Source organism: Erythrobacter sp., assembly GCF_023653175.1.
Classification (GTDB): Bacteria; Pseudomonadota; Alphaproteobacteria; order Sphingomonadales; family Sphingomonadaceae; genus Erythrobacter.
Window position 1 is genome coordinate 37,839 of the sequence record NZ_JAMNXL010000007.1, and the last position, 12,509, is coordinate 50,347.

6 protein-coding genes are annotated in these 12,509 nt (G+C 67.8%); all 6 read right to left on the reverse strand.

Annotated features, from left to right (window positions below; all coding sequences use genetic code 11):
* Positions 1-69 precede the first annotated feature (69 nt).
* On the reverse strand, positions 70-4,179 hold the full coding sequence (locus tag NBV68_RS01860; RefSeq protein WP_296306732.1) for a hypothetical protein: 4,110 nt from the start codon (positions 4,177-4,179) through the stop codon (positions 70-72).
* A complete protein-coding gene (locus NBV68_RS01865; RefSeq protein WP_296306735.1) occupies positions 4,179-6,032 on the reverse strand; it encodes a hypothetical protein in 1,854 nt (617 codons plus the stop codon). The genes NBV68_RS01860 and NBV68_RS01865 overlap by 1 nt, the downstream gene beginning before the upstream one ends.
* Positions 6,033-7,988, reverse strand: coding sequence for a heme-binding protein (locus NBV68_RS01870; protein WP_296306737.1), 1,956 nt, complete (start codon positions 7,986-7,988; stop codon positions 6,033-6,035).
* A gap of 2 nt (positions 7,989-7,990) precedes the next feature.
* Positions 7,991-9,388 carry a multiheme c-type cytochrome gene (locus NBV68_RS01875; protein WP_296306738.1) on the reverse strand — a complete coding sequence of 466 codons (1,398 nt, stop codon included), beginning with the start codon at positions 9,386-9,388 and terminating at the stop codon, positions 7,991-7,993.
* Between the two features lie 203 nt (positions 9,389-9,591).
* Complete coding sequence (locus NBV68_RS01880; protein WP_296306739.1) at positions 9,592-10,338, reverse strand: hypothetical protein; 747 nt, start codon at positions 10,336-10,338, stop codon at positions 9,592-9,594.
* On the reverse strand, positions 10,325-12,382 hold the full coding sequence (locus NBV68_RS01885) for a CHASE2 domain-containing protein (protein WP_296306742.1): 2,058 nt from the start codon (positions 12,380-12,382) through the stop codon (positions 10,325-10,327). The genes NBV68_RS01880 and NBV68_RS01885 overlap by 14 nt, the downstream gene beginning before the upstream one ends.
* Positions 12,383-12,509: the final 127 nt, after the last annotated feature.

Below are 12,509 nucleotides of genomic sequence, written 5' to 3' on the forward strand. Positions count from 1 at the left end.
GCGCCCGGAGCGTAGCGGAGGAACAGCGCCGAGGACGTGCCCGCGGAGGCGGGCACGCAAACGAGAAAGTTACTTCCGCGCAGCCCGTTGCGCCCCCACCGGGGCCAGACCGACCCAGCGCTGCATGTCGACATCGTCGGTGACCTTCCACGGGATGCCGCTACGGGTCATGAACATCCGCTCCATCTCCGGCCTCGTGAACGGGCGCGAGCCGAGGCGGCCGAACACCGCCATCTGCCCGCCGGTCTCGTCCACCGCGCGGTCGCGGTCGAGGCCCTTGGACATGGCAATCGCGGGCGTCGGCGTCTTGGCCCAGGCGATCAGCTCGGGGATCGGCGCAGGGCTGAAGCCGTAGAAGCCCCGCTGGCTTTCGGGGCTGGTGAGTTGCAGCACCTTCACCCCGTTCCGCCCGTCCGCCACGTAAGCGAACAGCGAGGCATTGGTGGTGCCGACGATCACGTCCTCGGCATCGTTCAGCGTCCCGTCCAGCGTCACCCGCTGGTACACCCTGGGGCTGCGCGGGTTCGTCACATTGAGGATCACCAGCCCGTCGCCTTTCGCGGCGACATAGGCATAGGTGCGCGCGATATACATGCGCCGCGCGTCGGCGAGCGGCACCGTTCCCTCGGGCACTGCGACCGGATCGTGCAGGCGCGTGATGTCGAACAGCTTCACCCCTTCGGCATCGGTCACCCACAGGTAGCGGAACTGCACCGCGCTCGCCCGCGCATCGCGAAGCTCGCGCACCGCGGCGAGTTTGGGCGTGGCGGGATCGGCAAGGTCGACCACAACCAGACCCTTGTCCGCAGTGATGTAGGCGATCTCTCCGGCAAGCACGATGTGCCGCGCGCCATCCAGCACCCCGCCCGGGTTCCACGCCGTCGAGCCATCGGCATAGACCTTGCGGGTGAGCTTGTTGTTGCGGAATTCGCCGTCCGCCAGCGTGTTGACGTTGACGAGGATCAGGCCCTCGACCGCGTCGGTGACGGCGGCATAGTTGTAGATCGGCTTGAAGGCCTGCTCCTGATTGGCAGCGCGCATCGCCTCGGTGTTGCGGGTCGGCGCGATCGGCTGGTTGGTGGCGAGCGCCATGCAGGTCGCGTTGGTGGTCTTGACCTGCGTGTCGTGGCCCAGCGCGGAGAACGGCCCCTTCAGAATCCGCTCCGAGGTGCCCTTGTTGGCGATGCTGGCGACGTCATAGGCGACAAACCCGCCCTTGCCTTCGGCCACGAACATGTATTCGCCGCGCAGTTGCAGACAGCCGACGCGGCCCGGGGTGCCTTCGTGGACATTGGCGAATTCCTCGAAGGGCTGGGTCTCGCCGCTGAGCTTGGCATCGAAGGTCTTGCCGCGGGTCCAGTTCTTCAGCTCGCGCCCGTTCTGCTCGACATGGAGCTTCCAGTAATCGGGATAGGCATAGCGCTGGAGATAGGAGCCGATCACCGCCTGGGGTTCGTCATACTCGGTCACGCGGGTCGCCTGGAACCCGCCCTCCAGACCGCTCCACGCATTGAGGCCGACGAAGTTGACGTAGTTCGTGCCGAGCAGGAAGAGCTGCGCCATGATCGCATTGTTGTCCTCCTTGGCGGAGAGGTGGCAATCGGTGCAGGTCTTGGTCTCGGTCAGGCGGACGGTGTGCGGGAAGTGCGGCGCGAAGGCTTGGCTGGAAAAGCCGATGGCCGAGATCGGCGGCTGCTGCACATAGATCCGCTCGCGGTTGATGTTGGTCGAGGACAAGATCAGCGCCGAGGACGAGCGGACCGGCGTCACCTGATTGCCCTTGGTGGTCATGCCTTTGCCGAGCTGGAACATCTCGTCGCGCGCGACCTGCGGGTTGTAGGTCGCGAAATTGCGCGTCTCGCCGCCTTCGTAGCGGTGGACGGGGGTCTTCCAGTTGGCCTCGATCGGCAGGTGGCACCCGCCGCACGACGTCGTCCATGACAGGTGGCAGGTGAAGCAGGCCATCTCCGGCTCGCGGTGCGCGCGGTCGGGTTCGGAGATGCCGGTGCCGAATTCGAAATTGCCGGTCTCCGCGCCATATCGGCTGACGAGTTTCGCACGCGCCGCCTTGGCGTTGAAGGCAGGCGTGGCAGGATCGACCGAGTCCCTGACGAGGCTCATCTCCCATTCGAGGCTGGGATCGACGATCGAGCGCTGGACCAGCCTTTGCCTGCCGTCGGGCCCCTCGAGCCACTCAAAGCGGCGCTTGCCGTCCGGGTTGCGCAGCAGGGCAAGGTTGTGGCCCTCGGGCGGCGCGGCCGGGCCGCTGGTGCGCAAGGTGGGATAGGCATCGGCGGTGCCGTGGCAGTCCTTGCAGGTGATCTCGATCGCGTTGGCAACCTCGCCATAGATGAGGCCATTGCCGTGGCTGTCCTGCTCGAAGTGGCAATCGGCGCATTGCATGCCCTTTTCGGCATGGATGTCCATCAGGTGGACCGCCTTGCCGGGATTGGTGCCGGGGGGCACGAACTTGCCCTCGCCCTCGCGCCGCCATTTCTCCGGATCGTCGGGGTCGACAATCGCGCCGCCCGCATCGAGCAGATTGCCCTCGCGGTCGCGCTTGAAGATCGCGCGGAAGTTCCAGCCGTGGCCGTGATAGTCGGCGAACTGGGTGTCCTTCAATTGCGGGTTCAGGTCATAGACGTTGCGCAGGAAATCGAGGTCCGCCCAGTTGCCCTTGGGCGCGGCGCCTTCGGGATTGCGGTCGGTGACGGCGCGGACTTCTGCTGCCGTCGGGTATTTCTGCTCCTTGGGCCACATGAAGGGCGCGTCGCTCTCATAGTCCCACATGGTGTAGCCGAGGAAGCTGTTCAGGAAGATGTTGGGCTGGTGCATGTGGCAGTTCATGCACTGGCTGGTCGGGATCGCGCGGGTGAAGACGTGCTGGAGCGGGTGGCCGCTTTCCTTCACTTCGCCCGACGCCGTGCGCAGCGCGCCATCATCGGCGTGATCTTCATGCCCCGGCTCTTTGACCGCGCCGTGGCCGCCCGGCTTCGTCCCGCCATGCCCGTCGTCATAGCCCGCTGCATGGGCGATCTTGCCGGCGATAGTGGGGTCGGCGGTGATGCTCTGCCCGTCACGCCCATATTGCGCATAGGTGAGCGAATGGCGCGGCTCGCGGTCATTGGCGTAGACCACGTGGCAGGACGCGCAGCCCGAGTGGCGGTAATCGCCCGGCTGGTCGTTGGTGCCCATGAACCAGGTGAAGGGATCGTTGAGGCGCGTCTTGTGGATGTTGAGCGCCGGGATCGCCACCCGCAGCCCCGTACCCGGCCCACGGTTCGATTGCTTGAGATCGGGCCGCCCGGGCTCTTCAAGCCGCTGGATCGAGCCCGAGGGGTTGGGCAGGCCGATCTCCGGGAACTGCGAGTTGATCGTGCGCCCTCCGCGCTCGAACACGCGGAACACGTCGCCCGGCGGGATCACGTGCCAGGTGGGGAGCGGATACATTTCGGCGAGCACCCCGCGCGCAACCTGGTCCTCCGAGAGCTTGCCCCCCGGCCCTGCGCCCGGCGAGGTGATCTTCGCCGCATCGCCTTCGCGCGTATAGGCCTCGCCCAGGAGGTAGTTCTTGAACGGCAGGATCCCGTTATTGTAGCTCGCCCCGCCCCACAGCATCGCGCCGGTCGCCATGATCGAGCGCTCGGCGCTCTCGATCGCCTGAATGTGGCACGCCCCGCAGGCATCGCGCGCGACGCGGTAGTCCGAAGGGTTGATGAACTTCACGAACTCCGGCGATTCCTGATTGAGCAGCGCATAGGAGCGCTCGGGGTTCGCCGAGGAGGGGAAGTGCCAGGACTTGGGGTATTTGGGCAGCACATGCGCGGCATCGCGGGCGGCGACGTAGTCGGGGTGATCGTGCGGCAGTTCGCTGTTGCCGCGCACGCTGACATTGCCGCCGTGGCAATCGGTGCAGCCCAATCGCACCGCAGGGCTCACATGCATCGTCGGCGCGTCGGTCTTGACGTGGCAGGTGAGGCAGCCTTCGGACTTGCCTTCCATCTCCGCCACCGATTGCCGCTGCGGCGCGGGCGGCGCGATCACCAGGCTGTAGTCGCGCTTGACCGGCTTCTCCTTGTCGGACGCCATAGGTTGCCCCGCAAACAGGGACACGGCCAGCACCAGCGCTGCGGCGATCAGCGCAAGGTGGCGAGCGAAAGGATGGGTGAGCGCGCGCATCAGTAGGTCAGCACCACGTTGGCGAGGATCGAGACGAATTCCTTTCCACCCCCGCGGGAAGTGAACAGGTCGCGGAAACCGTCGCCTGCCAGCAGCGTCGCGGCGGACAGGCGGAAGACGAGGTTCTGGTTGGCCTTGGGCCGCCAGATTGCCGAGGCCGAGAGGTCGAAGCCGATCTCGCGCGGGATCGAGCCTTCGTTGCGCAGCACCTGAAGCACCGAGGTGTTCTCGAACCACAGGTGGTTGGCATTGGCGGTGAGACGGAACTCCGGCGTCAGATCGAAATCCGCGCCCGCGCCCAGCAGCATCAGGCCGGGGTTGTTGAAATTGCTCTGCCCCTGCTCCTTGGAGGAGCGCAGCGAATTGAGCAGGCCGTTCCTGCCGTTGACGCTGATGACGCGCCCGCCGCCGGCGAAGGGAATGGTCTGGCGGATCCAGTAGGAGGTGTCCGCGCCCGCAAACACCGGGTTCTCGAAGATCGCGTCGAACCCGCCTTCGGTGTCGTCATAGGGATCAGAGTCGCCGCTGGCATAGGCTGCCGAGAGCCGGAAGCGCATCCAGTCCTTGTCGTAGCTCGCTTCCACCGCCGCGAACTGCGCGTTGATGTCCGCGGGGCGATCGGTGAGGAAGGAATTGCGGTCCTCGCCCAGCGCCCAGTAGAAGCTTCCCGTCAGGTTCACCCGGCCCACGCGGCCATCGAGATTGTAGCCGAGATAGACCACGTCATATTCGCGGCCCCTGAGGGTGCCCAGCAAGGCCGGACGCACCGGGAAGCCGTTGTCGTCGATCTGGATATCGTCGCTCTCGCGATTGCGGTTGTAGACCACCGTGATCTGGCTGGTCAGCGCAGGGATCAGGAAATCCTGCCGGTAGGCGTTGGCAACGAAGACGAAATCGTCGCGCGGGGCCTGGGTGACATCGTTGAGGCCGCTATTGGTGTCCTTCTCCAGCCGCCAGAAGGCGCCGAGGTTGAACTGGAAACGGTTGTTGTCGCGCGATCCGAACAGGCGCACGCCCAATTGCTGGTCGTTAAACAGGAAGCCGCGGAAGTCCGACTGGAATGGCTGGATCCCGGCGCGGATCGAGATGAAATCGAAGCGGTCATTGTCGAACTGGCTGAAGTGGTAATCGACGAAGGCTTCCTGCACTCCGAGGAAATCGTCCAAGCGGTGCGAGGAGCGCGAGGGTTCGACGAACAGCACGCGGCGTTCCGGCACGTCGACATAGTTGACGTTGTAGGCGAGCGTGACGCGGTATTCGATGGTCGGCGGCTTGAAGGTGGTCGAGCCCTTCAAGAGCGCAAAGCCGGCGATGAAGGTCTGACTGAACACCTGGCTGAAGTCGTTGCCGAACACGTCGTTGCGGTCCGGATCCTCGGTGGTCTGCACGCCGACGGGGATGGGGAAGGTGCGCGGTTCATACACGCTGTCGCTGATCAGGTTGGCGACGAAGAACCAGTCATCCTCCTTGATCGGCAGCCACGGCACCTTCGCGCGGTCGATCGGCCGGTCGCCCTTGAGCGTGTTCTGGTTGTAGGGATCGAGCAGGTTCTCTTTCACGAGGCCCAAGCTCTGGATCAGCCGCCAGCGATCGGGGATCGGCACCTGCTCGGTAGGGAAAGCCTGCGGAGGCGGGGCGCGCACTGCGCCTGCATTGTTCTGCTCGATCTTCTCGGGCAGGGGCGCGGTGTAGCCCGGGCGCTCGCGGCCCTCGATGATGCCCGGGTCGACGGGGGGCACGTCCTGCTCCCAGTCCTGCTGCGCAGGAGCCTCTCCGGGCGGCGCAACCGGGGGCGTCGCCTCTTCCGGTGGTGCGGCCTGAAGCAGCAGCAGGGCGGGCAGCAGCGCGCTCATCTACAGCCCCTGACACACGTTCTGTTCGCTGCTGCCGATGAACGGCGCGAAGGGGCAATTGACGTAGCGCAGCCGCACCTGGCGGCTTCCAACCTGCACCACGATCCGGTCGGCGCGGATCGCAGCCGGTGCATTGCCGAGGCCGCCCCCGGCGCGCGCGGCGCCATTGTGGAGGCCGAGGAAACTGATCATGTCGTCCTGATCGATCCCGTCGCCCGAAACGCCGATGCCGCCGACCAGCACATTGCCGCGATAGACCGGAACCGAGCCGGGGAAAATCTGAATGCCGTTAGCCAACCGCGGCGTGCCGCCTGCGGTATTGGGCACGCCCGTGCAGGCGCGCGGCGTGTCCTGCGCGCTCGCTCCGGTCACGAAGCCCAGATGCTGCGCGAGATTGCCGACCACCAGCGCGCTCTGCAAGCCGGTCGAGAAGGGGCTGAACTGCTGGATCGGTCGCGAGAACGGCCCATTGAGCTGGCCCACCTCGCCATCGGGGAAATAGGGCCGCGAGAGGTTGCCATTGGCGCGGTCGGAGAAGGCCGTGCCGCCCGTCAGCGCGCTCGCATCACCAAGGAAGGTCCGCAGCCGGGTGACGAACTGCGGCACCTCGCCCGCCGTGGCGGAAAGCTCGGCGGCGGCGAAATTGCCGGAGAAGAAATTGGCGGTGCGCGCCTTCTGCAGGCTCACGTCGATGCCGAAGATCGGCGCATCGGGCGAGCGCACCAGCCCGAGCACGGCCCCGCGCGTGTCGACAAGGCTAATCGTCACCTGCGCACGGCTGTCCAAGGGCTGGCGGATCTGCGCCCGCGCGCGGCTCATGACGGTGAAGGCTTCCTCGAGGATCACGCGCGCCTCGGCGGCGGTCAGCGGCGCGGCCACATCGCCCGCATCGGTGCCGCCGCGCACCGGATAGCGGTTCGCGCCCGCGCCGTTGGAGAGCACGAAGGCATCGCGATTGGCGAACTCGGCGGGCGTCGAGGCGCGCACGCCCGAGGTCTCGCTGCCGTAGGTCGCGCCGTTCAGCAGTCCTGCCCCGCTGTAATATCCGATGACCGGCACCAGCGCGCCCGCGGTCGCAGCGAAGCTGGCCCCAGCCACAGCGCTCAGCTGGGGGTATTCGATATCGGTGTAGCGCAGCGAAGTGCCGTCGGCGGTGATGCGGTCGGCGCGGATAGTGACCGGGGCCTCGAAGCCCACTGTGCCCGCGAGCGCGATCGCCTCGTCGACATCGGTGTCGCGGTCGAGAACATTGGGGTCGAAGCCGTAGGTGCCATCGGCGATCACCCCGATCCCGCCGACGACCACGCCGTTCTGATAGAGCGGGAAGCCCCCCGGGTCCGCCGCAAGGCCGAGCGGCGAGCGCTTTGGGCCGATCAGCCCGTCGCTCGCGCGCGCGGCGAGGTCGGAGCAGGGGAGCTGGCTGAACTGCACCCCGAACAGCGGGCCGCTTTCGAGCCCCGCGGTGGTTGGCGCCGGGGGAAAGTGCTCCTGGACGATAAAGCTCGCAGTGCGGCTCGAGAAGGCGTTGCCGCCGCTCGACAGATAGGCGCCGGTGATCGCCTTGGCGATTGCGGCACCGGCGCTGGGAATGGTGAGGCCCTGCGCATCGCGGCTGGTGCCGTCGGGCCCGGCCGGAATGCGCGCGGTCGCGGCAGCGCCGGGCATGGCGAAGACGGCGAGCACATTGCCCACCCGGTCGGTCACCGCGATGGTCGCCGCAACGCCCCGCCCGCGCGCCTCGGCGGCGGCCTGGGCGATGATCGTGCCGACCTCGGCGCTCGAGAGACTCTCGGCGGCGGGCACGGAGAACACCTGTCCCGACGGTGGCGGGGTGGGCGTGGGCGTCGGCCCCGTCCCGCCGGTCGCGCCGCCATTGCTCGATGGGCCCCCGCCCCCGCAGGCGGTGAGCACCAGCGCGCTTGCGGCCAGCCAGAAGGTGGTGGTCCCCCCCCGCATGCCTATTTCAGCCGCCCGATCGCGCCAGCTGCCGCCTTCAATGCGGCGCGGAAATCGGCCGGTCGGTAGGCATTGGGCTCCTCGACAGCCTTGTAGGCCCGCGCGATATCGCCGCGGATCCCGGCCGCCGCGCCCTGCGTCACCCGGCCTTCGCGCACGAGGGCATTGAGCAGCGTATCGACCGCCATCACCGCCTGCACCGATCCGGCATAGTCGGTGAAGCGCGGCGCTGTCGCCTCGCCGGCGATGATCGCGATCACCCGGAAAGCGTCGGCATCGGCATAGCCACGACCCGCCAATGAAGCAGCAAGCGCCCCTGCACGCACCGACAACGCCTGCGCGGCGGCCCGCGCTTCGGCGGGGCCGGCGCCAAACGCATTGTGGAAGTCGCGCGCGGCAGCCTGATAGGCACCCGCCTCGCCGGGCACCAGCGCGCCTGCGACGGCCGAGAGCATGATCATGTTCTCGTCGTTGAAGGGCGGGTTGCCGAAGGGGATCGGACGTCCCGGATTGGTCTCGAAGGTGAGCTTCCTTTGCGGGCCGTCGGCGATGGTGCGGTGACACGAGTGGCAATCGAGGAAATAGAACTGCGGAAACGCGCCCTCGTAACCGAACTTGGGCTGGGCAAAGAGGCTGGTCGACCGCCGCACCGCTTCGGCCTGCCCGACGGCCCAGAAGCGCACCGAGCTGGGCGAGCCCTTGCGCGCGACATAATCGCCGTCGATCTGGTGGTGCTGCTGAAGCGCGCTGAACAGGTCGAGCTCGAAGGAGACGCGCGGGTGGCCCGCGGCCATCATCGCGTGGGTGACGAACTGGCCGGGCTTGCTCGACCCGTAATGGCAATCGAGGCACACGCCTGCGCGCGCCTGAGGGTTGTCGAGCGGGGTGAGGCCCGCGGCGATGTTGGAGGCGTGGGTGGCGGGCAGCGCGTAGTGCTCGGCGAGCCAGGTGCCGCCCGAAGCGCCGTGGCAGCTCTCGCACCCGACCCCGTCGGTCAGCGTGAACTTCGCGCCGCGCTGGCCTGCGGGCGCATTGGTCGCATGGCAGCCGAGACAGGCGGGCGCGCTCTGCGCATTGCCGAGCCCGAGGCTCGCCGCGATCTGCTGGCCGCGCCGCCCGCCGAGCACGGCATAGGCGCGGGCATGCGCGCCGCTGGGCGAGGAGGGTTCCTGCCAGGTCGCGATCTCGTCTTGCCGGACCACCGCGCCATTGCCCTCGGCCCGGCCGTGGCAGGTCGATCCGGCGCAGGTCGCCACGCCCTCGAAGGTGCCCCCGCCGAGCGCGGTCGAGACTGGGTAGATCGCAGCCAGCGCCAGCACTGCGGCGATGCGCGCAAGCAGGCGACGCGAGGCCCCCCGTGCCACGCGGCCAGCGATCAGATCCGCCAGAACTTGTCTCATCCCATCCCCCCCGAGATGCCCGTCACCCGGTCCAACCAGCCCTTGCAAAACCGTCAGCCGCGCCCCCGCGCGATGACTGTCGCTTGATGCAAAGGTTCCGTGGCGCACCGCGTCCCGATTCCCCCGTCAGGCCGACCCCGCCGCCCTTGTCCCAAGCTTGGGGCCACGATGCAACAGGCAATCGGCAGGCGGTGCGCGCCTGTTCAGCCCCCGGTCGCTTCGGCGTCATCCTCGAGCCCCGCGGCGAGCAGCTCCAGTTGCACGGTGCAGCCCTTGGCAATCAAGGCCTCGCCGAGCGCGTCGGGTGCCTCGAAATCGCCTTCGAGCAGCACGAAACTGACCTGCGCGCTGGTCGCGTTGTCGGGCCCGGTGATGGTGTAGGGCGCGCCCTCGACAATCGGCAGGCGCGCCGGATCGAGCGCCGCGACCGTCACCGTCTCGTCGAAGGTGACATCGACCGAGGCGCCGTTCTCGCGGTGGAACATGCGGTAGGTGATGGTGTCGGGCGCGCCGGGCCGCCACAGGCGCACCGTGGCCAGGTCATAGAGGCACACCGTGCCCGAGCGGGTGACATCGACATACCACAGGCTGGGATTGGTGGGATTGCCCTCGGCCTCGCCGCGCACCGCCCCGGTGCGCACGCGGGTGGCGGCACGCTTGCGGGTCAGCGAGGCGAAGCGGTCGGCGGCGACCTGCGGGCGGTCGCCAATGCGGAAGGTGCCCGCGCCCTTGATGACGCGCGTGCCTTGCGCGGTCAGCACGGTGATGACATCGCCCGCCTTCAGCGTGATCGTGGCATTGTCGTCGACCTTGGAGCCGACCGGATAGCGGGTTGCAGACGGCCCGGTGGACTTGACCACCACCCCCGCCATTGCCGCCGCCGGCAAGGCCAACGCGGCCCCCGCCAGTGCCAGCGCGCCCAGGCGATGCTTGATGCTAATCGAGAACATAGGTTCCTCCCTCGTCAATTGCTGCCATGCGCCGGGCAAGATTGCCTAACGCTGAATCCTCCGGATGGCGAGCCGCGACCGCCTCGGCCAGCGCGCGCGCGGCGGCCGGATCGGTTGCCGCGAGCGTGCTCGCCTCGGCGAGATGCGCGCGGTCATCCGCCGGAAAATCGGGTGCCGGTTCAAACAGGTCGACCGGCCGCGCCCGGCCGCGCAGCCGCACCCGGCCCATCGGTCGCCACCAGTCGAGCCCCGAGGCCTCGGCAAATTCGCGGCTCGCCATGACGCTCGATTCGAGCGCCTTGTTGGCCGCCTCCAATCGCGCGGCGGTGTTCATCGAATCGCCGAGCGCAGTATACTGGATGCGCGTCGCCCCGCCGAAATTGCCGATCACCGCCTCGCCATAGTGAAGGCCCACGCGGGTCTTGCCGATCTTCGGCAGATCGGGGTCCATCGCGGCGACCTCGGCGCGGAACGCCTCGCCCGCCTGCCACATCGCATAGCCCGCGCGCGCGGCGCGGTTGCCATCGTCGGGGCGGCTGATCGGCGCGCCCCAGAAGGCGACCACCGCATCGCCCACGAACTTGTCGATCACGCCCCCGTGGTCGAGCACCACCTGACTGAGCATGTCGAGATAGCGGTTGAGGAGCTTGGCGACCATTTCCGGCGGGATCGCGTGGCTCATCTTGGTGAAGCCCTCCAGATCGCTGAACAGCACGAAGATCTCGCGCTTCTCGCCCCCGAGGCTGAGCAGTTCGGGCCGGTCGATGATCGCCTGGGCAATGTCGCGCGGGATATATTTGCCGAGCGCGCCGGTGGCGAAGTTGCGCTGCACCGCGCCCGAGGCGCGGGCTGCGGCAGTGACCGCGGTGAAGGCCATGATCCAGCCGATCAGCCAGCCGAAGGCAGGCAGGCCATAGGTGTCGACATTCTGGAACTGGAGCCACACCGGAATGCCGGTGAAGGCGGCAAGCAGCACCATCAGCACCGGCGCCAAGCGACGCGCGGGCCATTCGAGCAGCGCGGTCAGGCCTGCGGTAAGCACCACCAGCACCGCCATCGCCCACATTATCCACACCGGGATCGGCGCCAATGCGCGGCCATCGAGCATCTGGGCGATGATCTCGGCATGGACCGCTATCCCCGCCGGGGTCTCGCCATTGATCGAGGTGAAGGTCGTCTCAACCCGGTCATAGTCGACGATATCGCCGCCGATCAGGACGTATTTGCCGCGGATCTGCTCGGCGAGGAAGGGCAGCACATCGGGGTCGGGATCGGCGAGCAGGTCGATCTGCAGCGAGGCGAACAGCGGCTCGTCGACGAACTTGGCGCGGCGGTAATCGATCGCGCCCTGATAAGGCGCAAAGGCGGGCGGCAACTGGCCCGCCTCGGCGAGCATCGCGCGCCCGAGCAGCGGGGGCAGGCCGGGCACGATCGTCGGCCACACACGGGTCGCGCCGAAGGTGTTGTCGAGCCGGATGCTGGCCGGGCCCGACTTGCTGCCTTCAAGCTGCGCCTGGAACGCCTCGAGATATTGCTGCTGCTCGTAGACGATGTCTTCCTGATTGGTGGCAAGGTTGGCATAGGCGACGCCGACCGGGGTCTGCATGCCACGTAGCGCATCGACGAGGTCCGCGTCCTCGTCCTGCGGCTGGTCGAACAGGATGTCGATGCCGATCGCCCGCGCGCCCATCTGGTCGAGATTGCGCAAGGTGCGCGCCAGCATCCCGCGATCGAGCGGCGAGCGCTTGCGGGCGTTGATCAGGGTCTGGTCGGTATAGACCACCAGCACGATGCGATTGTCCTGGGGTGCAAGGTCGGCCGAGTAATAGGCGCGCAGGTCATAGAAGGCGCGCTCGGCTTCGCTGGTCAGCGGGGTCGGCTCGCCGCCGGGGAGCACCCAGCTGAAGCGGGCGATGAACAGCGCAAGGCCAAGCACCACGAGCGTCGCGACCAGTTGCACCCCGCCCGCCTCGCGGACATTGCGCCAGCCGCGCGCGAGCCAGCCGAAGCGGGCGCCGAAGCGGGCCTCTGCTGTCTCGTTCATCCCCCTGCCCCCTGAACCCGTGCCGGCCTGCGCTCAGCGCGCCAGCCGCGCCGCGCCGTCGCCGACCACCGCGAAGGCCGACCAGTAGAACGGATGCGAGGTCTCGGCATCGTCCATCAGCGCGACC

Bases quoted from the DNA above. Each gene is read 5' to 3' on its own strand.
- NBV68_RS01860 (WP_296306732.1), bottom strand. From the start codon at position 4,179: ATGCGCGCGCTCACCCATCCTTTCGCTCGCCACCTTGCGCTGATCGCC.
- NBV68_RS01865 (WP_296306735.1), bottom strand. From the start codon at position 6,032: ATGAGCGCGCTGCTGCCCGCCCTGCTGCTGCTTCAGGCCGCACCACCG.
- NBV68_RS01870 (WP_296306737.1), bottom strand. From the start codon at position 7,988: ATGCGGGGGGGGACCACCACCTTCTGGCTGGCCGCAAGCGCGCTGGTG.
- NBV68_RS01875 (WP_296306738.1), bottom strand. From the start codon at position 9,388: ATGAGACAAGTTCTGGCGGATCTGATCGCTGGCCGCGTGGCACGGGGG.
- NBV68_RS01880 (WP_296306739.1), bottom strand. From the start codon at position 10,338: ATGTTCTCGATTAGCATCAAGCATCGCCTGGGCGCGCTGGCACTGGCG.
- NBV68_RS01885 (WP_296306742.1), bottom strand. From the start codon at position 12,382: ATGAACGAGACAGCAGAGGCCCGCTTCGGCGCCCGCTTCGGCTGGCTC.